Genomic DNA, 22978 nt, shown 5'->3' with positions numbered 1-22978 from the left:
CTCACCTGCTTCCCCTATTGATTACTTACATACAAAAAAGCATCTTTCAAATAAGTTTCCTTATTCAAAAGACGCTCAACCACGTGGTTCCACTTTTGTTCACAGAATTTTCTGCCTTGGTGCAGGTAACGTCTGCTGCCGTTTTTGACTTGCGCCAAAACCACTCCTAGGTGCATTTCCTTACTTTTTTTAATCACTCTCACCACCCGTGATCTCTCTTCAAAAAAAAGGTAAGTACTTCGTCTATTCTTCGTGTTTATAATACATTATTTAAATGATCAAGTGCTTTTTCTTTTCCTAGTAATTCTACTGTATCTGGTAATTCTGGTCCGTGCGTTTGTCCTGAGACAGCAACACGAATTGGCATAAACAAGTTTTTACCTTTGATCCCTGTTTCTTTTTGGATCTCTTTGATTGCAGCTTTTACTGTTGGTGCGTCAACGGTAGTCATTGCAGTCAATTTTTCTTTAAAGGCATTGAGTACAGTTGGAACAGTTTCACCCGCCAAGACTTCTTGCGCAGCAGCATCCAATTCAGGATGTTCATTAAAGAATAACTCAGAAACTTCCACAATTTGTGCAGCATAACTCATTTGTGGTTGATATAGTGAGACGATTTTTTTCAGCCATTCTCTTTTTTCTGCGGAAGGCTCTTCTTCAATTCGACCTGCTTTGATTAAATATGGCAAACACATTTCTGTCAACTGATCCAGGTCCATTTGACGCATATAGTGGTTGTTGACCCACTCCAATTTTTTGGCATCAAAAGCCGCTGGTGATTTGCTCAAGCGTTCTGGATCAAACATTTGGATCAATTCAGATTGAGAAAATAACTCATCTTCTCCTACTGGGGACCAACCCAACAATGCGATAAAATTGAACATTGCTTCTGGTAAGTATCCTAATTCACGATACTGCTCAATAAATTGTAAAATTGATTCATCGCGTTTACTTAGCTTTTTACCAGTTTCGCTGTTGATGATCAGTGTCATGTGTCCAAATTGTGGCGCTTGCCAACCAAATGCTTCATAGATCATCAATTGTTTTGGTGTATTAGCAATATGGTCATCGCCCCGCAATACATGTGTGATTTTCATATGATGATCATCAACTGCCACTGCAAAGTTATATGTTGGCATCCCATCGCGCTTTTGAATGACAAAATCGCCGCCTACATTATCTGACTCAAAAACGATCTCACCTTTTACCATATCATGAAACTTATACTCTGTATTTCTAGGAACTCGGAAACGAATAACTGGTTGGATGCCTTGTGCTTCTTTTTCCGATTGCTCCTCTGGTGTTAGATTAGCGCATTTTCCGCCATAATGAGGCATTTCGCCACGTTCGCGTTGTTCTTCACGCTCTGCTTCTAGCTCTTCTTCTGTACAATAACACTTATAGGCACGATTGCTTGCTAGCAACTGATCAATCAATGGTTGGTACAGCTCACCGCGTTCTGATTGGCGGTACGGTCCGTACTCTCCAGGGTTTGCAGGGGATTCATCCCAATCAATACCCAACCAAGCGAGATTCTCTAGCTGGCTCTTCTCACCATCTTCAATGTTTCTTTTTTGATCCGTATCCTCAATACGGATAATAAATTCGCCATCGTTATGACGTGCAAATAAATAATTAAACAATGCTGTTCGGGCATTTCCGATGTGTAGATGTCCAGTTGGACTTGGAGCATAACGTACTCGCACTTTAGTCATCTTTTTCCTCTTCCTTCATCTGATTTGCAAACAATCCTTTGCTGTTCGGTTCTTACCTTCTAGCTTATAGGGAAAATCTCCGATAATAAAATAGTTCGCTCAGCTAGAATTGTACAATCATTAAGCAAAATAGTAAAGGCAACCGGCGTAAAATCCGCCAATTGCCATTGATTATTGCTAATTTTTTGTGTCTTCCTGATTATCGATTCCACGACTTGAATGAGCCGGTTTAGCAAATATCATTCGTCCCGCAGCTGTCTGCAGTGCGCTCGTAACAACTACTTGGATATGTTCATTCATGTAATGCTGTCCATCTTCAACAACAACCATCGTTCCGTCATCCAAATAAGCGACACCTTGTTGTCTTTCCGTTCCAGCTTTTACAACAAGTACATTCATTGTTTCTCCAGGAATCACTACTGGTTTAACTGCATTCGCAAGAGCGTTGATATTTAACACAGGAACATTTTGAAATTCTGAAACTTTGTTTAAATTATAGTCATTTGTAACCACAATACCATCAAGGATCTTTGCTAATTTGATCAATTTGCTGTCGACCTCAGAAATATCATCGAAGTCACCCTCATACATTTCAACAGCGATACCTTCTTCTTTTTGCAAAGCATTCAAAATATCTAATCCACGTCGACCTCGTACACGTTTCAAGCTGTCTCCTGAATCTGCAATATATTGTAATTCATATAAAACAAAATTGGGAATTAATAGGACCCCTTCAAGAAAACCTGTCTTAGCAATGTCGTAGATACGTCCATCGATGATAACACTCGTATCGAGAATTTTATACTTATGAAAATGATCAGCTATTTTACGATCAAGCATCTGTTGTTCTTCAACAGGTTCTGTTTTCTTGCTTTTAGAAGAAAAGATTTTTTTCCATTCTTCGATTCGAGTCGTGCCAATTTGAAAGCCAAGATATCCCAACAACGCCATTACTAAAATAGGCGCGATTCCGTTAATAAAAGGAATATCCCAATTATAAAAAGGAATCGATACAATGACCCCGATCATTAAACCAATAATTGATCCGATTGCTCCAAATAATAAATAAGTTAGACTCAATTCACTCAATTTTTCTTCAATTTTACGAATTCCAGCTGCAATATATTTCGCTAATAGCAAAGATAATAAAAAGAAAATAAGGGCTCCAAGCAAGCTATTAGTGATATTATTGTTCAGCCATTCATTTTTTGATTGACCAATGGTTTGCCATGCAACAGGCATTAATGAGATACCTAAACTTGCTCCAGCAAGAACCATTAGCGCAGTAATGACTCGTTTCTGCATACACGTTCCTCCAAACTAATTTAGTACGAAGCTGAGACTCATAAACGAAAAAATCTTTTTTAGAAAGAGCTGGACAAAGATAGCACCTTCTGATGCAAATAGTTCTCAATAAACAGTCTTCATTCATTCTTGTTCTGATAATTTCGTTATTTTCGTCTCATCTTCGAATTTATTCTTTTTTTAACTAACACCTTATCAGAATTAACGAAAAACTTTTCGTAGAGTTTCCGATAAAGTTGACACACCTTCTACTTCGATACCTTTGGGCGGTTGCCACCCAGTAAGATTATTTTTAGGTAAATATACTTTAGTAAATCCTAATTTTTGCACTTCTTTTACCCGTTGTTCGATCGCATTGACACGTCGAATCTCACCAGTCAACCCAATTTCACCGATAAAACATTCCGTAGGACTCGTACCTTTTTCCTTATAACTTGAGGCTATGCTGACTGCAATTGCTAAATCGATTGCAGGTTCATTTAATTTTACACCACCAGCTGCTTTTAAATAAGCATCTTGATTCTGTAGAAGCAACCCAGCCCGTTTTTCAAGGACCGCCATGATTAATGAAACACGATTAAAATCCAATCCGGTAGTCGTTCGTTTAGCGTTACCAAACATAGTTGGTGTCACCAAAGCTTGGATCTCTACTAAAATCGGTCGACTGCCTTCCATTGCAACAACGATGGCAGAACCCGTAGCGCCTTCTAATCGCTCCTCAAGAAAGACTTGAGAGGGGTTGGCTACTTCTTTCAATCCGCCTGCTTCCATTTCAAAAATCCCAATCTCATTTGTCGAACCAAATCGATTTTTGACGGCACGCAAAATACGGAAGCTGTGATGCTTTTCACCTTCAAAATATAAAACGGTGTCCACCATGTGCTCTAGCATTCGTGGACCAGCAATTGAACCTTCTTTGGTTACATGTCCCACAATAAAAATAGCAATCCCGTTGGTTTTAGCCAGTTTTAGAAGTTCGGCAGTCGTTTCTCGAACCTGACTCACGCTTCCTGCCACACTAGTGATATCTGGTTGTGTCATCGTTTGTATCGAATCTATGATGACATAATCCGGTGTTAGATTTTCGATTGCCTTGCTTATCTCAGACATATCCGTTTCTGGATATAAATAAAATTCCGTATCAATGGCTCCTAAACGCTGGGCACGCATTTTTATCTGCTCTGCACTTTCCTCACCCGAAACATACAATACTTTGCCGCCAATAGCTGCAAGCTGCTGTGAGACTTGCAGTAAAAGAGTCGACTTGCCGATCCCTGGATCACCACCAATCAAAATCAATGATCCCGGAACAACACCACCACCCAAAACTCGGTTTAGCTCTGCTAGTTTGGTCTGTACTCGTGGTTCTTTCTTTGGTATGACATCAGCAATTTTTGTTGGTTGCATCCGTTGTCCCGTAAGAGTGGTCCGTACTCGCCGATCCGTTGTTTCTTGAATCACTTCTTCTACCATCGAATTCCAACTACCACAATTAGGGCACTTCCCTAAATACTTTGGTGAAGAATATCCGCAATTTTGGCAGACAAACTGACTCTTTGCTTTCTTAGCCATTGCAAACCTCCAATTCGTTATCTAGGACTGACTGCATGCGTATATCGAACAATCACAGATCTGAGGAACCAAATCCTCCAGAGCGTGATTGACTGGTTACATCTTGATCCGCTTTTAAAAACGGCAAGAAGATCCCTTGACCAATTCGTTCACCTTTTTTGATGGTTAAATCACTGGGACCAAAATTCGTAAATTGAAACATGATATGCCCTTCATTATCAGAATTATTGTAATAATCACTGTCAATTACTCCGACACCATTTGTTAGTAACAAAAAACGTTTGAGAGGATTGCTCGAACGATTCGTTAATTGTAAATACTCTTCTTTTCCCATATATGATTTGATTCCAGTCGGAACCAGTGTCGGTTTGATTGCTTTTTGAACATCTTTAGCTGTCAACGCTTGGATGCCATTCATCAACCCCGCTTTCCATATACTAGGTATTACGACTTCTTCTGCCGCTTCAAAATCATACCCTGCCGCATGGTGTGTTGCGCGTTGCGGAAGAGCTATATCCTTATCTGCATATGTTGAAACAATCTCAAATCCACGTGTCTTCATCTTTTCCTCCAATTAATAAACATATAGTCATTTTAGCATAGTAACCCTTGTTTTCTTTAATGAAAACAAAATTATCAGAAACTCTTTATATTTTCTTCGCTTCCGCAGTCAAAAAAACGAAGAAAATAGAAAAAGGACATGACGAAAGGCTATTTTGCTAGTACAATAGAAAAAATATTATTTACTGAATTCAGAAGAGGTGGTTACATCCATGCGAGAGAAACTAAAAAAAGCGAATCGAGTCGTTATCAAAATTGGGACCAGTTCCCTCGTCTATCCCAATGGAAATATCAACTTCTCGAGTATTGATGAACTGGCTTTTGTTCTGTCCGATCTAAAGAATCAAAACAAAGAGATTATTCTCGTTTCTTCTGGTGCTATTGGTGTAGGGATGAATAAACTAAACATTCCACAACGTCCTGTAGAAATCCCCCAGCAACAAGCTGTTGCAGCCGTGGGGCAAGCCGAATTAATGAATATTTACAATCACCGTTTTCAAGTTTACAATCAAAAAACTGCTCAATTATTGTTGACTCGAGATATTATTGAGTTTCCTCAAAGTCGAGAAAATGTATGTAATACATTGGAGCAGCTCTTAGCGATGGGAATTATCCCAATAATCAACGAGAATGATACAGTTGCCATAGATGAGTTGGACCATCTTACTAAATTTGGTGATAATGATCAATTATCTGCAATTGTAGCGCAGTTAGTCCATGCGGATCTGTTGATTATGCTATCCGACATCGATGGGTTTTATACTGCTAATCCGCTACATCATAAAACTGCTAAACTTTATGATGAAATTACTGAGATTACACCTGATTTAATGAAACAAGCAACCGGAAAAGGAAGTCCGTATGGAACTGGTGGCATGTCAAGCAAATTAAAAGCTGCGGATCGTATTCTCAAAACAGATGCCACAATGATCTTGGCGAATGGGAAACAGCCTAAAATCATTTTTGATATCTTAGCTGGCAAAAAGGTTGGCACTTACTTTTACAAGGAGGAAACATTATGATCGATTTAATGCAATTGGGAAAGCAAGCAAAAAAAAGTGCGGCCTCACTTAGCTTACTAACCGCTACTGAGAAAAATCACTTACTATCAGCTATGGCCGATACACTTGAAAGAAATCGTTCACGAATTTTAACAGAAAATAAAAAAGACCTTGCTGCTGCAAAAAAAAATGCATTAAATTCAACTTTAATTGATCGCCTAGAATTAACTGATGAACGAATCAAGGAGATGGCAACTGGTATTCGAAAAATCGTTCAGCTCCCTGATCCACTTGGAATCGTGGACAAAATGTGGCGCAATAGTGATAATCTCTTAATTGGTAAACAACGTGTACCATTAGGTGTTGTGGGAATTATTTATGAAGCAAGACCCAATGTTACAACAGATGCTGCCGGTCTATGTTTCAAATCTGGGAATGCTGTCATTTTGCGAGGAGGTAAAGAAGCCTTCTACTCAAATCAAATCCTTGTAAATCTTTTGCAAGAAACATTAAGCGCCAATGGATATTCACCCTATTCTATTCAATTTGTTGATGACACCAGTCATGCAGTGGCTGATCAAATGATGCGCTTGAACAAGTACTTGGATGTACTGATTCCACGAGGCGGTGCTAACCTCATTCGTCGTGTCAAAGAAACAGCAACAGTTCCTGTCATTGAAACAGGAACAGGTAACAACCATATCTTTATTGACAAAGATGCACAGCTTCCGATGGCTGTCGACATTGTTGTCAATGCCAAAACTCAGCGACCTTCTGTTTGCAATGCAATCGAAACGATCCTCGTTCATAAAAGTTGTGCAGCAGAATTTCTACCTTTACTAGAAAAAGAACTGAAAAATAAAGTAGAGTTGCGTGCTGATACTAACGCGCGTAACTATTTAATAAATGCGCAACCTGCTACTGAAGAAGATTGGCAAACCGAATTTCTAGATTATATTGTAGCCATCAAAGTTGTAGATTCCATCGATGAAGCAATTGCCCACATCAATCATTACAACACTAAGCATTCTGAAGCTATCGTCACGGATAACTACTTTGCCTCTCAGAAATTCTTACAAGAAGTAGATGCTGCTGCAGTATATGTCAATGCATCTACACGATTCACGGATGGGTTTGTTTTTGGTTTTGGAGCAGAAATCGGCATTTCAACTCAGAAATTGCATGCTAGAGGCCCAATGGGACTTGAAGCTCTGACTTCCACCAAATATATTATCTATGGAGAAGGTCAAATACGTAAATAAAAAAGCTGCTTGATTCCGGAGACTTCAATCTTTAAGTGATTTTCACTTTTGATTGAAAGTTTCTTTTTCAAGCTGCTTTTCTGATTGATTATGCTTGTTCAATTACAAATTCAACTGGTTCCATAGCGAAGAGTTGCTGTAAAACTGCATTTGCTTCTGTAAACAATTCCTGATCACAGGCTTTTTTCTGACAAACAATTCTTTGTTCTTTTGAAACAAATACTTGTGTAGCATCATTATCCACAAATTTCACTTCTTGATTCTCTTTTCGAAAAATGTAGCCCTCTTCTTCGTCTAATAATAGCGCTGTCTGCCAATGCTCATTTTGGATAAGTGGCATTACTAAAGATGCTACGTCCAGATTTTCTACAGAAACTTCTTTACCATTCTCTAAGTGCATCGTAAACGTTTCTAACTCAAAGGCCTGGCAAGCATTGCACCCTCCTTCCGTAATAAAATGTTTACTTTTGATAATTGCTTTCATGTTCTCACCTGCTTTTTTTTACCAGTTTACCTCACTAACATCTCTTTGACTACCGACGGAGAAAAAATTCCGCCTTAAGATGGATGTTCCACCTCTTCTTTCTTGATAAAATAAATTTAAGAAAAAGGTATAGGAGGATTTATTATGAATACACAAAGTTTGTTAGGTAAAATCGTAACTGTTGTAGCAGTTTTAGTTCTGGCTTCATTGCTCTTATCTCTCGTCTTAGGATTAATTGGCGGATTGATTGGTTTAATTTTTCGTTTTGGTATTCCTTTATTGTTAGCTGTTCTAATTGTTCGGTGGCTGACAAACGTTCGACAACGACCAAAAAAATACTATAACTAACAAAAAGACTTGGAGCATTATCTGTTCCAAGTCTTTTTTGATTATCCTAAAGCAACATCCAAAACCATCATCAGAATGAAGCCTGTCATAACACCAAAAACTGCAAAATGCCGTCGACTACTAGCTGTTTGTTGTGCTTCAGGTATTAGTTCCTCTACCACTACATAAATCATCGCTCCCGCTGCAAATGCTAAAGCATATGGCAAAACGGCTGTCATACTTGTTACCAGCAAAGCGCCTATAACACCGGCAATCGGTTCAACGATCCCAGAAGCTTGTCCATAGACAAAGGCCTTATTACGACTCAATCCTTCCTGTCTTAAAGGAATGGATACAGCAGCTCCTTCGGGAAAATTTTGGATCCCAATACCTATAGCTACTGAAATAGCTGCCAAAACTGCTGCCCGAGGATCTTCCGAGCTGGCGGCTGCTCCAAAAGCCACACCAACTGCCAAGCCTTCAGGAATATTGTGTAATGTGATGGAGAAGACCAACAGAATCGTTCGTTTTAAATGGCTTGGAAAGCCTTCTGTTTCATGGTTAGGACCAAAGTGCATATGCGGTAATGTTTTGTCTGCAGCATATAAAAATAGTCCACCCAATCCAAAACCAATACTAACCACAAGCCATGGGATATCCCCATTTTCTTCCGCACGAGCGATAGCAGGGTCTAGTAATGACCAAAAACTCGCAGCAATCATTACACCGGAAGCGAATCCCAACATCGTATTAAGAACATTTTTATTGATATCCTTAAAAAAATAAACAAGTGCCGCACCTAGAGCAGTCATGGCGTATGTAAATAAAGTACCAGCCAAAGCCTGCTGCCACGGGGACAGTTGCATTAACCATTCAACCAAAACATTTCTCTCCTCCTATCTTCTCCCTTTACTCTAGCATAGGAAAACGCTTGATTCTAGCCTTTTGTTTTACTCAAAATAATTCTAAGCTCCTTGTTTGATTGTAGGGAAATCCTTGAGTTTACTTGAAACTTTCAACATTCATCGCTATAATGCTAGGAGACTCAATGTCAATATATATAAAGTGAGGAAAAGAATTGATTACAGTAAGTGATGTAAGTTTGCATTTTTCAGATCGCAAACTGTTCGACGATGTTAATATTAAGTTTACGCCTGGCAATTGCTATGGTTTGATTGGTGCAAATGGTGCTGGTAAATCAACTTTCTTAAAAATATTATCTGGAGAAATCCAACCATCTACAGGAAATGTTTCATTAGGACCCGATGAACGAATGGCTGTTTTGAAACAAAATCATTTTGACTTCGAAGAATACCCAGTTATTGAAACTGTTATCATGGGTCACAAACGATTATACGACGTAATGAAAGAAAAAGATGCGATCTACATGAAAGAAGACTTTAGTGACGAAGATGGTATCCGTGCTGCTGAACTAGAAGGAGAGTTTGCTGAACTGGATGGTTGGGAAGCTGAACCTGAAGCCGCAGTTCTCTTACAAGGGTTGAATATCCCTGATGAATTACACCATGTCCAAATGAAAGAATTAACAGCTGGTCAACGTGTGAAAGTGTTGTTAGCACAAGCTCTTTTCGGAAAACCAGACGTCTTGCTCTTGGATGAGCCGACTAATGGATTGGATATCCAATCTATTAACTGGTTAGAAGAATTTTTAATCAACTTTGATAATACCGTTATCGTAGTTTCCCATGACCGTCACTTCTTAAATAAAGTATGTACCCATATGGCAGATCTAGATTTTGGGAAGATCAAACTGTACGTCGGAAACTATGATTTTTGGTTAGAATCAAGTCAATTAGCAGCAAAATTGCAATCACAATCAAATGCGAAAAAAGAAGAACAAATCAAAGAACTGCAAGAATTTATTGCCCGCTTTAGTGCAAACGCGTCAAAATCAAAGCAAGCCACTTCTCGAAAGAAAATGTTGGATAAAATCACACTTGATGATATTCAACCTTCTTCACGCCGCTATCCTTTTGTAGGATTTAAACCAGAACGGGAAATTGGGAATGACTTGTTGCAAGTAGATAATGTCAGTGTGACTATTGACGGTAAAAAGATTTTAGATAATATCTCATTCACTTTGAATAAAGATGACAAAGTTGCTTTTATTGCCAACAACGACATCACAACGACTACACTATTCAAAGTTATTATGGGCGAGATCGTGCCAGATACTGGTAGTGTACGCTGGGGTGTTACAACACAACACGCTTACTTGCCAAAAGATACTACTGGTGAATTTGATACGGATACACCAATTGTTGATTGGTTGCGTCAGTATGCTAGTAAAGAAGAGGATGATAATACATTCTTACGTAGTTTCTTAGGTAGGATGCTGTTTTCAGGTGATGAAGTCTTAAAACCAGTCAATGTTCTATCGGGTGGCGAAAAAGTTCGTTGTATGTTATCAAAACTAATGCTATCAAAAGCTAATGTTCTTGTCTTAGACGATCCAACAAATCACTTAGATTTAGAATCGATCACTGCATTGAATGATGGCCTTATGGCTTTTACTGGCTCTTTACTTTTTGCCTCTCATGATCATCAATTTATTCAAACGCTCGCAAATCGAATTATCGCCGTTTCAAATAAAGGTGTTGTTGATCGTGCAGAGACTACCTACGATGAGTTCTTAGACAACAAAGATGTACAACAAAGAATTCAAGAATTATATAATTGATCTCCAAATGAAAAAGCCAAATGCAAGAACTCTTGCATTTGGCTTTTATATTTAAGAGAAAATCAATCACTGATCAAACGTGTTTTTCCGAATGAAAAAAGTGCCAAACAACCATATCCTGTATGGCTGGCAATTGTTGGTCCTAAAGGATAATGATAAATAATTAATGCTGGAAATTGCTCTTTCAAGAGTCTTAACACTTTTTCTGCTGCTTCGTCATCACCTGCATTTGCAAGATAAACCGTCTCTATTTGAGATTCACGCAGATTCGCTACTGTTTTATCAACAATTTTTTGAATTGATTTATTTCGACCTCTCACTTTATCGACATTTTTCAACTTTCCTTCTGTATCTACAGTAATAATTGGTTTAACATTTAATAGTCCGCCAATGGCCGCTGCTGTTTTAGATATTCTACCGCCTCTTTCAAGATGTCGAAGATCATCAACTGTCACCCAAGAATCTAGAGATAATTTATGTTCTTCTACCCACTGGCTGACCTCATGAAGAGACCAACCTTCACTTTGTCTTTTTGCTGCTTCCGCTACTAAAAAACCCTCTCCCAAACTAGCAGATTTTGTATCAATGAGTGTGATTTCAGCATGAGGGTATTCTTCTTTAAGAATAGCAACAGCTTGAACAGCGCTTTGAAAAGAACCGCTCATTCCAGACGAAAAACCTAGATAAAGTATCGGTGTGTGCGATTCTACATATGGACGAAAAAATTCAACATAACGTCCGACGTTGATTTGAGAAGTTGTCGGTTGTGCATTTTCTTTTAATTTTTCTAAAAACCACTTGGCATCAAATTGTTCACCCATATCATCGATATATTCTTTTCCTTCAAGTTCAATTGTCATAGATATATATTGAACACCCAATTCAGCTAATCTTTTTGCTGGTAGATCACAACATGAATCTGTAATGATTTGATACATAGGTACACCCCCTTTGATAACCTTATTATAGCAAAAAAAGAACAAGGCAGAAGAAATCATACTTGAAGACGGGAAAATCATCGATTTTCTTCTAAAATACTCTGCCTTGTTCTTTCTACTATTCAATTCTACTAATTAATTCTACCCACTGATTAGATTTGTGCCCAAACACTCTCTAATATATTCGTTTGATTACGATCTGGCCCTACTGAAAATGTTGAGATACGAACCCCAACTAATTCAGAGATACGATGTACATAGTTACGTGCATTTTCAGGAAGATCAGCTAATGTTTTGCATCCAGTAATATCTTCTGACCAGCCTGGTAACTCTTCATAGACTGGTTTACAACGATTCAATTCTTTTAGACTTGCAGGATAATGATAAATCAATTCTCCATCTAATTCATAAGCAGTACAAATTTTTACAGTTTCCAAGCCGCTCAAAACATCAATTGAATTTAGAGACAGATTCGTGATACCAGAAACACGTTTTGAATGACGCATGACAACAGAGTCAAACCAACCAACACGACGTGGACGACCAGTTGTCGTACCATATTCACGGCCAACTTCACGAATTTGATTGCCTGTTTCATCAAAAAGTTCTGTTGGGAATGGGCCATCACCAACTCTTGAAGTATATGCTTTACAAACACCAACTACTTTATTGATTTTAGAAGGACCCACTCCACTACCAATGGTTACTCCACCAGCTACTGGATTTGAGGATGTTACGAACGGATATGTTCCTTGATCAATATCTAGCATAACTCCTTGAGCACCTTCAAACAGTACGCGTTTTCCTTGATCTAGCGCATCGTTTAGAATAACTGAAGTATCCGTTACATATTTCTTGATTTGTTGACCATATTCATAATACTCTTCAAAAATATCTTCAAAAGCAATCGGCTCATCATCAAACATTTTAACAAATTGACGATTTTTTTCTTCAAGATTGATACGTAATCTTTCTTCAAAAATTTCTTTATCAAGAAGATCAGCAATTCGAATACCTACACGAGCGGCTTTATCCATATAAGCTGGACCAATCCCTTTGATCGTTGTTCCGATTTTATTGTCACCTTTAGCATCTTCTTGTAACTGATCTAATTTGATATGATACGGTAAAATAACATGGGCACGGTCAGAAATTTTCAAATTATCTGTTATTATATTATTCTCTTTTAGATAGGCAAGTTCCTTAACAAGAGATTTTGGATTCACAACTACGCCATTTCCGATCACGCTAATTTTATCTTTATAAAAAATACCGGATGGAATCAAGTGTAATTTATATGTCACTCCATCAAACTTAATAGTATGTCCTGCATTGTCTCCACCTTGATAACGTGCAATCACTTCCGCATTTTCACTCAAAAAGTCGGTAATCTTCCCTTTTCCTTCATCGCCCCATTGGGTACCTACTACTACTACAGATGACATTTAATGACCTCTTTCTTTATATATTGCACTCCATAAGTATTGTACCAGTATTCGATCATGGATTCAATCTAAAATCGAATGATTGAATCGATTAAAATGAAAAAAAGCAGAAAAAAACGAACTATATTTTATTTATTTTTTTTATACAAAGCTAAATACGAATAAAAAAAGCGACCGGCAATAGTACCAGTCGCAACCTATCCTATGCAAACTCAACTCTTGGAGATAGAGAGGAAAACTTATTGTATTCCTTGATAAACAATAATTCAACTGTTCCCCGTGCTCCACTTCTGTTCTTTTCAATAATCACTTCAATGACATTATTGTTTTGCGGCTCTTCACCGCCATCCTCTTCGTCACCTTCACGTTGATAGTAATCGTCTCGATAGAGAAATGCAACAATGTCTGCATCTTGCTCAATAGATCCAGATTCACGAATATCACTTAAAACTGGACGTTTATCTTGGCGTTGTTCCACCCCTCGTGATAATTGAGAAAGCGCAATAACTGGAACTTTTAATTCTTTGGCTAATTTCTTCAATTGCCGAGAAATCTCAGAGACCTCTTGTTGACGGTTTTCTCTTCCTGTACCTTCAATCAATTGCAAATAATCAATCAATATCAAACCCAAATTCCCTTTTTCCTGTGCTAATTTACGACAACGTGCTCGAATCTCGGAAATTTTGATTCCAGGTGTATCATCAATATAAATACTAGCATTCGATAAACTTCCCATGGCCACGATCAAATTGCGCCACTCTTCTTCTGACAGTTGACCGGTCCGTAAATGGCTGGCTTCAATAGATCCTTCCGCACATAGCATTCGATTGACTAATGATTCTGCACCCATCTCTAAGCTGAAGATGGCGACAGAACGATCTGTTTTTGTTCCTACATTTTGTGCTATATTTAGTGCAAAAGCTGTTTTACCAACAGCAGGACGTGCTGCTAAAATAATTAGCTCTTCTTTTTGAAGTCCAGCTGTCATTTTATCTAAAGCTGCATAGCCAGTAGGCAATCCGGTAATTTCTTCGTTATTTTGCGCTAACTGATCAATATTTTCAATTGTTCGATTTAACACATCAGCAATAGACTGAAATCCGTTGCTATTTCTTTTTTCTGAAACCTCTAAAATGCTTTTCTCTGCTTGATCGACAATCGATTGAACATCTTCATCTTGTTCAAACCCCTTTGTCACGATACGACTAGCGGTTTGAATCAAGTTGCGTAAAGTCGCTTTGTCGTCCACGATTTTTGCATAATAAGCAATACTAGCGGCCGAAGGAGAAGCTTGGCTAAGTTCTGTTAAATAAGTAAGCCCGCCGATATCTTCCAGACTATTACTTTTTTCTATTTCTGCTTTCAATGTGATTAGGTCGATGGATTCATTACGATCATTGAGTTGAATCATCGCTTGAAAGATAATCTGATGGCTGCGCCGATAAAAATCTTGTGGTTCAATAATTTCCATCGCATCAATAATTGAATCCGCGTCTAAAAAGATTGCTCCTAAAACCGCTTGCTCAGCTTCAATGTCTTGAGGCGGAATTTGATTTTGCCATACTTCATTCATGACTTTCGCTCCTAATCTAGTGTTCATTTATTCTACAGGATATCAAATCAAAGCACAAGAGAACCTCGATTACAAAAATATCCGCTTAAAAAATCCCAACATTTTACTGTTGGGAAACTTTTTATTCTTGTACCGTTTGGACGGTAATTGTAGCAGTTACTTTAGAATGTAATTTGACGGGCACCTTTGTATAACCTAATGCCCGAATGGGTTGTTCTAACTCAATTTTCCGCTTGTCCAATTTTATACTATATTGTTTGTTCAAAGCATCAGCAATTTGTTTTGATGGAATAGAACCAAACAATCGACCATCTTCTCCTGCTTTCGCTTTAATTCTAACAACTGTTTCTTCCTTTTCAAGGACTGTTTTTAGTTCTTCAGCCTCCGCCAGTAATTCCGCTTCATGTTTTTCTTGTGCTTTTTGTTTTCCTTTTAATTCGGCCATGCTTTCATTATTAGCTGGTTTAGCTAAGTTGTTTTTAATTAAGAAGTTTTGTGCATACCCATTTGGTACATCCTTAATATCTCCTTTTTTTCCTTTTCCTTTAACATCTTGCAAGAAAATAACTTTCATCTGTGGTCACTCCTCATTCTCTTTCTAACTTGTTAAGTTCTTGAATTAACATTTTTTTGACTTCATCCAAGCTTTTATCCTTGATTTGAGTAGCTGCATTTGTGAAGTGGCCTCCTCCACCAAGTGCTTCCATTAAAACTTGCACGTTGATTTTGCCAGTGCTTCGAGCACTAATACCGATCAACTTACTAGGCTGCCTTGTGATCACAAAAGCAGCATGAATCCCATTGATTGATAAAAGCGTATCCGCTGCCTTAGCGACTGTCACACTGTCATATACTCGTTTATCATCAGCTACTGCGATAACGATATCTTCTTTGTAATGTTTGCTTTTAGAAACTAGTTCACTAATCATTAAATAGGAATCTAAATCCGTACTAAGCATATATTGAACAAGCGAAGTATCCGCACCTTGATTTTTGAGGTATCCAGCTATATCAAAAGTTCTACCAGTTGTTCGAACAGAGAAATTCTTTGTATCGACATAAATTCCCGCCAATAAAGAAGTAGTGATAAATTTGGGAATTTGTGTTTTGCGAGTAGAACGATATTGTATCAACTCAGCGACTAACTCTGATGCCGAAGATGCTGTTGATTCAATATAAGTCAATAACGGCTTATCTGGAAACTCATCTCCGCGACGGTGATGATCAATTACAGCAATTTTATCAAATACATCATAAACTTTTTGTGAGATTGACATAGACGGTTTATGATAATCAACCATTACTAAGACACTTTCCTCATTGGATAAAGTTACAGCTTCCTCACCTGAAATAACAATTCGTTCTAAATCAGGATATTTCTTCAATTCTTCTAATACCCGTTCAATATCCGCAGTAATTTCTTTAGGATTTAAAATGATGTAACATTCACGTTCACTCATCATTGCCATATAAGCAACTCCAAAGGCTGCACCTAAAGCATCCATATCAGGGTACCTGTGTCCCATGATAAATACCTTTTTATTATCAGCAAATATTTTTTTTAATGTAGTACTCATAGCCCGAGAGCGAACACGAGTTCTCTTAGGCGTACCATCTGTATTCCCCCCAAAAAACTGTGGTTTTGCTTCTTCATCAGCTTTCTTCAGTACCACTTGATCCCCACCACGTACCAAGGCGATATCTAAATTATTTTGAGCTACTTCGCCTATTGTCTCTAGCGATTCTTCTCCGTAAGAGATTCCCATACTAATGGTTAAGGCTAAGTCATTCTTTTCAGCAATATTACGAACACGTGTCAAAAATTCAAAATTCCCTTTTTTCATCTTCTCAATATCTTCAATCTTGGCAACAAAAAGAAAGCGTTCAGAATTAATCCGCTTATAAAAGATATGATTTTCACTGGCCCAATCTGAAATCAGCGTCGTGATCAAAGAGTTCAAGTAGGATATTTGTTTGTCATCTTTTTTGTCAATTAGATCATCATAGTTATCAATTGAAATAAGTCCGATTGCTGACATAATTTAACTCCTCAATAAACTGCTATAGAAATATTAAACACTTTTATATTTTACCACATCTTATACGAATAAGCGATTTCCTAAATAAAGTTTCACGTGAAACTTTATTTAGGAAACCACAAATCAAATACCAGCAAAGATTTTTTCGTTATTTAAAGATAGAATTAAATAACGAATATACTAAATTTTTTAGCAATAGTATATACAAAAAAAGTTGACAACTGTCAAAAACAGTTGTCAACTTTTGAATAGTAAAAATTATTCTTCGCCTACAAATGGAAGTAATCCCATGATACGTGCGCGTTTAATTGCAACAGTTAGTTTACGTTGGTTTTTAGCCCCTGTACCTGTTACACGACGTGGCAAAATTTTTCCACGTTCAGAAATGAAACGTTTTAACAATTCTGTATCTTTATAATCGATGTGTTCGATATGATTTGCAGCAATATAGTCTACTTTGCGACGTTTACGTCCGCCTCTTCTTTGTTGTGCCATTCTATTTCCCTCCTATCAATTTATTAGAATGGTAAATCATCGTCTGAAATGTCAATTGACGAGTTTCCGAATGGATCAGAATTATCTCGATCAAAGTTAGGCATTCCTGATGGTTGAGAGGATTGATTTTGATTTGTGCTATTATTTCCGAATCCAGAAGAACCACTAGTATTATACGAAGTATTTCCACCGCTTTCGGTAGTGCGTCGTTGTTCAGAAGCATTTCGAGATTCTAACAATTGAAAATTGTCTGCTACAACTTCAGTTACATATACACGTTGTCCTTGTTGATTGTCATAAGAACGTGTTTGGATTCTTCCAGTCACACCAAGTAATGTACCCTTACGAGCATAATTAGCCAGTGTTTCTGCAGGTTTTCTCCAAATCACACAATTGATGAAATCAGCTTCACGTTCTCCACTTTGGTTTGTAAAATTACGATTTACAGCCAATGTAAAAGACGCGACGCCAGTGCCGTTAGCAGTGTATCGTAAATCAGGATCTTTGGTTAATCTTCCTACTAATACAACATTATTAATCAAAGTTCATCATCTCCTCATCGCTTTGTTTCATGTGAAACAATTTTATTCTTCTTCTTCTTTGACAATCATGTGACGGATAATATCGTCATTGATTTTAGCAAGACGGTCAAATTCATTGATTGCACTTGCATTTGATGGAGAAGAAACTTTAACGATGTGATAGATACCCTCACGGAATCCATCCATTTCATACGCTAGACGGCGTTTTTGCCAATCTTTAGACTCGATAACTTCAGCTCCGTTATCTGTCAAGATCGTGTCAAAACGTGCGATCAATGCAGATTTTGCTTCTTCATCAATGTTTGGACGAATGATGTATAAGATCTCATATTTCGTATTTTCCATTGATTATTCACCTCCCTGTGGTCTTAGGCCCCTAGTATATTCTAGGAGCAGAGAGAGTCGCCTGATTAGACTACTCACAAATACCAATTATACATTTTTTTCATCCATAATACAAGATTAATTTTTTGACTTTTGACAGTAAAATTGCTTGCATCAATAAGTACGCACAAAATATTTTCATTTATTAAAAAAACTCCAACAACATCGTGTTGGAGTTACATTACTATTCATCATTCTGACTTTCAGAAGATATTTCTTCTTCTGTTTCAGAAACTTCCGGATCTACAGTGGCCATCGTGACTACTTTCGCTCCGTTTTCCATCTTCATTAAGCGAACGCCTAAAGTTGCACGTCCAGTTTGAGATACTGTTTCAACGTTAAATCGGATAATGACACCTTTGTCTGTAATTAGCATGATATCTTCTTTGCCTGAAACTGTAGTCAATCCAGCTAACGGTCCATTTTTCGCAGTAATATTCGCAGTTTTTATTCCTTTACCACCACGCCCTTTTATTGGGTATTCTGAACCTTTTGTACGTTTTCCGTAGCCATTCTCTGTGATAACTAATACTTCTCTATCTTCTTTGATCACAGAAGCGCCGACAACATAGTCATCTTCTCTTAAACGGATGCCTCGAACGCCTGCAGCAGTTCGTCCCATATCTCGAACCAGCTCTTCTTTAAATGTAACTGAATAGCCATTGTGTGTACCAATAATCATCACATCTTGCCCATTGGTTTCTACTACATTAACTAATTCATCATTTTCGCGTAACCCAATAGCAATCAATCCATTGGCCCGAATATTGGAGAAAGCAGTAACTGATGTACGTTTTACTATACCTAGCCGTGTCGTGAAGAACAGATAACGTCCTTCTTGAGGTCCTCCAGAAGCAGAGATAATCGCTTCGATGCGTTCGTTTGAATCAATACCTAAAAGATTGATCACAGGAATACCTTTAGCAGCTCGTCCGTATTCAGGAATTTCGTATCCTTTAGCTTTATAAACTTTCCCCATGTTAGTAAAGAAAAGTAAAGTATCATGAGTTGAACAAGAAATCAACGTTTTAACAAAGTCTTCATCGTGAATCCCCATGCCTTGAACACCACGACCTCCACGACGTTGAGCCCGAAATTCAGAATTTGCTACTCGTTTGATATACCCATTATTTGTCAGCGTAATGACAATTTCTTCTTCTTCAATCAAATCTTCATCTTCAAGACTCAATACTTCTCCAACAAGTAATTCTGTTCGGCGCTCATCACCAAAGCGTTGACCTAATTCTTGCAATTCTGTTTGGATAATTTCTAAAACTCGCTGAGGATTAGCTAAAATATCTTTTAAGTCAGCAATCAATTCCAACAAACTTTGATATTCATTTTCAATCTTGTCTCTTTCTAATCCTGTTAAACGTCGCAAACGCATATCTAGAATCGCTTGCGCTTGTCGATCTGATAGACTGAAACGTTCCATCATTGTGTTTTTTGCTTCATCATCTGAATTAGATGCTCTAATCAATGCAATGATTTCATCAATATGATCAAGAGCAATCCGTAATCCTTCCAAGATGTGAGCACGTGCTTCTGCTTTGTTTTTATCAAATTGAGTACGACGCGTTACTACCTCTTGTTGATGCTCGATATAATTTTCTAAAATTCGTTTCAAACTTAAAATTTTTGGTACGCCTTTTTCAATCGCCAGCATATTAAAGCCAAAAGATGATTGAAGAGCCGTCATTTTATAAAGGTTGTTCAAAATAACTGAAGCACTAACGTCACGACGAACATCGATCACAATACGCATACCTTCTCGAGAAGATTCATCGCGCAAGTCCGTAATACCTTCGATTCGTTTGTCTCGATGAAGTTCTGAAATCCGCTCAATTAATTTTGCTTTATTGACCATGTACGGCAATTCGGTGACTAGAATTCTTTCTTTACCATTAGGCATCTCAGTAACTTCAACTTTTCCTCGTACCGTAATGGACCCTTTACCTGTCTCATAGGCCCGTCGAATACCTGATTTACCCATAACTAGGCCGCCCGTTGGAAAATCAGGTCCGGGCAAAACTTCCATCAATTCATTCGTTGTTACTTCAGGATTTTCCATTAGCAGCTCAATAGCCGCAATTACTTCATTCAAATTATGTGGTGGAATGTTCGTTGCCATACCTACCGCAATACCTGTTGTACCATTGACTAAGAGATTAGGAAAACGAGCAGGCAATACTGCAGGTTCTCTTTCAGTATCGTCGTAATTACTTTGAAAATCGACGGTATCTTTATTAATGTCTCTTAGCATTTCCATTGCTAATTTGCTCATGCGGGCTTCAGTATACCGCATCGCGGCAGCACCATCACCATCGACTGAACCAAAGTTACCATGACCATCCACTAACATATAACGATAACTAAACGGTTGCGCCATCCGCACCATTGATTCGTAAATCGCACTATCACCATGAGGGTGATATTTACCCATTACATCACCGACGATACGGGCTGATTTTTTATGAGGTTTGTCTGGTGTAACCCCTAATTCATTCATTCCATATAAAATTCTACGATGAACTGGTTTTAGTCCATCTCGAACATCTGGCAAGGCCCTTGCAACAATAACACTCATCGCATAATCGATAAAGGACTCACGCATTTCACTTGTCAGATTGACATCATGAATATTTTGTTTTGCTTCACTCAAGCTATTTCCTCCTTTACGATTGGCTAGATATCAAGATTTTTAACATAATGTGCATTCTCTTCAATAAAGGCACGCCTTGGTTCTACACGATCGCCCATTAGCATTTCAAAAATTTGATCTGCTTCAATTGCATCGTCTACACTTACACGGAGCATCATCCGGTTTTCCGGATCCATTGTTGTTTCCCAAAGCTGATGGTCATCCATCTCACCTAAACCTTTGTATCGTTGAACACTTGGTTTAGGCGTTGCAGGCAATGACTCGATTGTATTCTTCAAATCTTGTTCTGCGTTTTTGCCTGGTTGGATATAATGGATATTTTTTCCTTGTTTTACCCCATAAAGTGGTGGTTGAGCAATATAAACATATCCAGCTTCAACAATTGGTCGCATATAGCGATAGAATAAAGTTAATAGCAATGTTCGGATATGTGCGCCATCAACGTCGGCATCAGTCATAATTACTAATTTATGATAACGTGCCTTAGAAACATCAAAGTCTGCTCCAAATCCTGTGCCCATCGCTGTAAATAGTGAACGGATTTCTTCATTTGCCAAAATTTTATCCATGCTTGCTTTTTCGACATTTAAAATTTTCCCTCGAATAGGCAGAATCGCTTGGAATTCACGACTTCGTCCTTGTTTAGCTGATCCTCCAGCTGAGTCTCCTTCGACAATAAATAATTCGCATTTCTCAGGATCATTACTTGAACAATCTGCTAGCTTACCTGGCAGATTACTAATTTCAAGAGCACCTTTACGTCGAGTCATCTCACGCGCACGCTTAGCTGCTTGACGTGCTTTAGAGGCTAGCAGTCCTTTTTCAACTACTTGGCGCCCAACTGCTGGATTCTCCATCAAAAATTTTGTGAAATGTTCTGAAAATAAACGATCAGTTACAGTCCGCACTTCTGAGTTCCCTAATTTTGTTTTTGTTTGTCCTTCAAACTGAGGATCTGGATGTTTGATGGAAATAACCGCTGTAAGACCTTCTCGAACATCTTCACCTGTTAGATTCTCATCATTTTCTTTCATTAGCTTAGATTTACGTGCATAGTCATTGATAACCCGAGTCAAAGCTGTCTTGAATCCAGACTCATGTGTACCACCTTCATACGTATGAATATTATTAGCAAAACTTAGCAAATTGTTATGATAGCTATCTGTGTATTGTAGAGAAACTTCAACCGTGATGCCCTGTTGTTCCCCTTCAAGATAGATTGGTTCAGGAAAAATAACTGTCTTACTTGCATTTAAGTGTTCAACGTAGCTTTTAATTCCGCCGTCATAATGATATTCCTTCAGAACAGGATGTTCTTCTCGTTTATCTTCAATTGAAATTTTTAAGCCGCGATTCAGAAAAGCTAATTCTCGAACACGTGTAGCCAACTTATCAAAGTTAAAAACAGTAGTTTCTGTAAATATTTCAGGATCCGGTACAAAGTGAACAGTGGTCCCATGACGATCTGTTTCACCAATCACTTTTAGATCTTCGACAACAGCTCCCCGATGGTATTCTTGATAATAAACTTTGCCTTCTTTGAATACTTTAACATCTAATGTGGTAGATAATGCGTTTACCACTGAAGAACCTACCCCATGCAAGCCTCCTGAAACTTTATATCCGCCACCGCCAAATTTTCCTCCTGCATGAAGAATAGTAAATACGGTTTCAACAGCAGGTCTGCCAGTTTTTGCTTGAATATCTACAGGAATTCCCCGACCGTCATCGACAACAGTAATACTATTGTCTTCTTCGATAATTACTTGAATCGCTGTAGCAAAACCAGCAAGTGCTTCATCAATCGAATTATCTACGATTTCCCACACAAGGTGATGGAGCCCTTCTGAACTGGTCGATCCGATATACATTCCTGGACGCTTGCGTACCGCTTCTAAACCTTCTAAGACTTGAATCTGACTGGCGTCATATTCTTTGGCACGTTCAACTAAACTTTTTTCTTCTTCTGTCAT

At 38.1% G+C, this 22978-nt stretch carries 20 protein-coding genes and 1 other annotated feature; of the genes, 4 read left to right on the top strand and 16 right to left on the bottom strand.

Translation table 11 applies throughout. From position 1 onward, the window contains the following. Positions 1-64: 64 nt before the first annotated feature. Positions 65-260 (bottom strand) — a binding site (T-box leader). From gltX to IGJ28_RS02550, 4 genes are all read right to left on the bottom strand, one after another. Then, positions 257-1714 (bottom strand): glutamate--tRNA ligase, encoded by a 1458-nt coding sequence (gltX, locus tag IGJ28_RS02565; RefSeq protein WP_081131859.1) that lies wholly within the window; start codon positions 1712-1714, stop codon positions 257-259. Its footprint overlaps the feature before it by 4 nt. Positions 1715-1891: 177 nt before the next feature. Then, on the bottom strand, positions 1892-3019 hold the full coding sequence (locus tag IGJ28_RS02560; RefSeq protein WP_103300719.1) for a PIN/TRAM domain-containing protein: 1128 nt from the start codon (positions 3017-3019) through the stop codon (positions 1892-1894). A gap of 201 nt (positions 3020-3220) precedes the next feature. Next, the gene (gene radA, locus IGJ28_RS02555) at positions 3221-4591 is read right to left on the bottom strand and encodes a DNA repair protein RadA (protein WP_003129268.1); all 1371 of its coding nucleotides are present in this window, start codon (positions 4589-4591) and stop codon (positions 3221-3223) included. Positions 4592-4643: 52 nt separating this feature from the next. Further along, positions 4644-5153 (bottom strand): dUTP diphosphatase, encoded by a 510-nt coding sequence (locus IGJ28_RS02550; protein WP_005473067.1) that lies wholly within the window; start codon positions 5151-5153, stop codon positions 4644-4646. Positions 5154-5364: 211 nt separating this feature from the next. Here IGJ28_RS02550 and proB point away from each other — a divergent pair, with 211 nt between their 5' ends. Together proB and IGJ28_RS02540 are read left to right on the top strand one after the other, a co-directional pair. Next, positions 5365-6174: a glutamate 5-kinase gene (gene proB, locus IGJ28_RS02545; RefSeq protein WP_005473069.1), complete on the top strand. Its 810-nt coding sequence runs from the start codon at positions 5365-5367 to the stop codon at positions 6172-6174. Then, positions 6171-7415, top strand: a complete 1245-nt coding sequence (locus IGJ28_RS02540; RefSeq protein WP_081131861.1) for a glutamate-5-semialdehyde dehydrogenase — start codon at positions 6171-6173, stop codon at positions 7413-7415. Before proB ends, IGJ28_RS02540 begins: the two co-directional genes overlap by 4 nt. Positions 7416-7503: 88 nt before the next feature. Here the strand turns inward: IGJ28_RS02540 and IGJ28_RS02535 are convergent, their stop codons facing one another. Further along, positions 7504-7899 (bottom strand): DUF4809 family protein, encoded by a 396-nt coding sequence (locus IGJ28_RS02535; protein WP_003129263.1) that lies wholly within the window; start codon positions 7897-7899, stop codon positions 7504-7506. 144 nt (positions 7900-8043) lie between these two features. Between IGJ28_RS02535 and IGJ28_RS02530 the strand changes: the two genes are divergently transcribed. Further along, the gene (locus IGJ28_RS02530; RefSeq protein ID WP_003129262.1) at positions 8044-8247 is read left to right on the top strand and encodes a hypothetical protein; all 204 of its coding nucleotides are present in this window, start codon (positions 8044-8046) and stop codon (positions 8245-8247) included. Between the two features lie 41 nt (positions 8248-8288). Here the strand turns inward: IGJ28_RS02530 and IGJ28_RS02525 are convergent, their stop codons facing one another. Then, the gene (locus IGJ28_RS02525) at positions 8289-9107 is read right to left on the bottom strand and encodes a ZIP family metal transporter (protein WP_003129261.1); all 819 of its coding nucleotides are present in this window, start codon (positions 9105-9107) and stop codon (positions 8289-8291) included. A 197-nt stretch (positions 9108-9304) separates the two neighbouring features. Here IGJ28_RS02525 and IGJ28_RS02520 point away from each other — a divergent pair, with 197 nt between their 5' ends. After that, a complete protein-coding gene (locus tag IGJ28_RS02520; RefSeq protein ID WP_003129260.1) occupies positions 9305-10927 on the top strand; it encodes an ABC-F family ATP-binding cassette domain-containing protein in 1623 nt (540 codons plus the stop codon). Between the two features lie 62 nt (positions 10928-10989). On the opposite strand, the gene IGJ28_RS02515 is transcribed toward IGJ28_RS02520, so the two are convergent. From IGJ28_RS02515 to gyrB, 10 genes are all read right to left on the bottom strand, one after another. Then, positions 10990-11865, bottom strand: coding sequence for a DegV family protein (locus IGJ28_RS02515; RefSeq protein WP_060813749.1), 876 nt, complete (start codon positions 11863-11865; stop codon positions 10990-10992). 152 nt (positions 11866-12017) lie between these two features. Continuing rightward, positions 12018-13310 carry an adenylosuccinate synthase gene (locus IGJ28_RS02510; protein ID WP_021148909.1) on the bottom strand — a complete coding sequence of 431 codons (1293 nt, stop codon included), beginning with the start codon at positions 13308-13310 and terminating at the stop codon, positions 12018-12020. Between the two features lie 202 nt (positions 13311-13512). Continuing rightward, positions 13513-14883, bottom strand: coding sequence for a replicative DNA helicase (dnaB, locus tag IGJ28_RS02505; RefSeq protein WP_003129256.1), 1371 nt, complete (start codon positions 14881-14883; stop codon positions 13513-13515). Between the two features lie 121 nt (positions 14884-15004). Further along, complete coding sequence (gene rplI, locus IGJ28_RS02500) at positions 15005-15457, bottom strand: 50S ribosomal protein L9 (protein WP_003129255.1); 453 nt, start codon at positions 15455-15457, stop codon at positions 15005-15007. Between the two features lie 13 nt (positions 15458-15470). Continuing rightward, entirely contained in the window at positions 15471-16922 is a 1452-nt protein-coding gene (locus IGJ28_RS02495; RefSeq protein ID WP_003129254.1) for a DHH family phosphoesterase, read from the bottom strand. Between the two features lie 258 nt (positions 16923-17180). Further along, the gene (gene rpsR / locus IGJ28_RS02490; protein WP_003129253.1) at positions 17181-17417 is read right to left on the bottom strand and encodes a 30S ribosomal protein S18; all 237 of its coding nucleotides are present in this window, start codon (positions 17415-17417) and stop codon (positions 17181-17183) included. A gap of 23 nt (positions 17418-17440) precedes the next feature. Then, positions 17441-17959 carry a single-stranded DNA-binding protein gene (gene ssb, locus IGJ28_RS02485; RefSeq protein WP_003129252.1) on the bottom strand — a complete coding sequence of 173 codons (519 nt, stop codon included), beginning with the start codon at positions 17957-17959 and terminating at the stop codon, positions 17441-17443. A 42-nt stretch (positions 17960-18001) separates the two neighbouring features. Next, a complete protein-coding gene (gene rpsF / locus IGJ28_RS02480; RefSeq protein WP_438845110.1) occupies positions 18002-18304 on the bottom strand; it encodes a 30S ribosomal protein S6 in 303 nt (100 codons plus the stop codon). 223 nt (positions 18305-18527) lie between these two features. Then, complete coding sequence (gene gyrA, locus IGJ28_RS02475) at positions 18528-21005, bottom strand: DNA gyrase subunit A (protein WP_308052716.1); 2478 nt, start codon at positions 21003-21005, stop codon at positions 18528-18530. 23 nt (positions 21006-21028) lie between these two features. Continuing rightward, positions 21029-22978 (bottom strand): DNA topoisomerase (ATP-hydrolyzing) subunit B, encoded by a 1950-nt coding sequence (gene gyrB / locus IGJ28_RS02470; protein WP_003129249.1) that lies wholly within the window; start codon positions 22976-22978, stop codon positions 21029-21031.

Origin of the sequence: Enterococcus sp. AZ091 (genome assembly GCF_051714805.1) — a bacterium.
GTDB classification, from domain to species: domain Bacteria; phylum Bacillota; class Bacilli; order Lactobacillales; family Enterococcaceae; genus Enterococcus_D; species Enterococcus_D gallinarum.
This window is presented reverse-complemented; position numbering and strand designations above follow the sequence as displayed.

What these genes read in the sequence shown, in the direction of transcription:
- gltX (WP_081131859.1), bottom strand. Translation starts at nt 1,714, where the DNA reads ATGACTAAAGTGCGAGTACGTTATGCTCCAAGTCCAACTGGACATCTA.
- IGJ28_RS02560 (WP_103300719.1), bottom strand. Translation starts at nt 3,019, where the DNA reads ATGCAGAAACGAGTCATTACTGCGCTAATGGTTCTTGCTGGAGCAAGT.
- radA (WP_003129268.1), bottom strand. Translation starts at nt 4,591, where the DNA reads ATGGCTAAGAAAGCAAAGAGTCAGTTTGTCTGCCAAAATTGCGGATAT.
- IGJ28_RS02550 (WP_005473067.1), bottom strand. Translation starts at nt 5,153, where the DNA reads ATGAAGACACGTGGATTTGAGATTGTTTCAACATATGCAGATAAGGAT.
- proB (WP_005473069.1), top strand. Translation starts at nt 5,365, where the DNA reads ATGCGAGAGAAACTAAAAAAAGCGAATCGAGTCGTTATCAAAATTGGG.
- IGJ28_RS02540 (WP_081131861.1), top strand. Translation starts at nt 6,171, where the DNA reads ATGATCGATTTAATGCAATTGGGAAAGCAAGCAAAAAAAAGTGCGGCC.
- IGJ28_RS02535 (WP_003129263.1), bottom strand. Translation starts at nt 7,899, where the DNA reads ATGAAAGCAATTATCAAAAGTAAACATTTTATTACGGAAGGAGGGTGC.
- IGJ28_RS02530 (WP_003129262.1), top strand. Translation starts at nt 8,044, where the DNA reads ATGAATACACAAAGTTTGTTAGGTAAAATCGTAACTGTTGTAGCAGTT.
- IGJ28_RS02515 (WP_060813749.1), bottom strand. Translation starts at nt 11,865, where the DNA reads ATGTATCAAATCATTACAGATTCATGTTGTGATCTACCAGCAAAAAGA.
- IGJ28_RS02510 (WP_021148909.1), bottom strand. Translation starts at nt 13,310, where the DNA reads ATGTCATCTGTAGTAGTAGTAGGTACCCAATGGGGCGATGAAGGAAAA.
- dnaB (WP_003129256.1), bottom strand. Translation starts at nt 14,883, where the DNA reads ATGAATGAAGTATGGCAAAATCAAATTCCGCCTCAAGACATTGAAGCT.
- rplI (WP_003129255.1), bottom strand. Translation starts at nt 15,457, where the DNA reads ATGAAAGTTATTTTCTTGCAAGATGTTAAAGGAAAAGGAAAAAAAGGA.
- IGJ28_RS02495 (WP_003129254.1), bottom strand. Translation starts at nt 16,922, where the DNA reads ATGTCAGCAATCGGACTTATTTCAATTGATAACTATGATGATCTAATT.
- rpsR (WP_003129253.1), bottom strand. Translation starts at nt 17,417, where the DNA reads ATGGCACAACAAAGAAGAGGCGGACGTAAACGTCGCAAAGTAGACTAT.
- rpsF (WP_438845110.1), bottom strand. Translation starts at nt 18,304, where the DNA reads ATGGAAAATACGAAATATGAGATCTTATACATCATTCGTCCAAACATT.
- gyrB (WP_003129249.1), bottom strand. Translation starts at nt 22,978, where the DNA reads ATGACAGAAGAAGAAAAAAGTTTAGTTGAACGTGCCAAAGAATATGAC.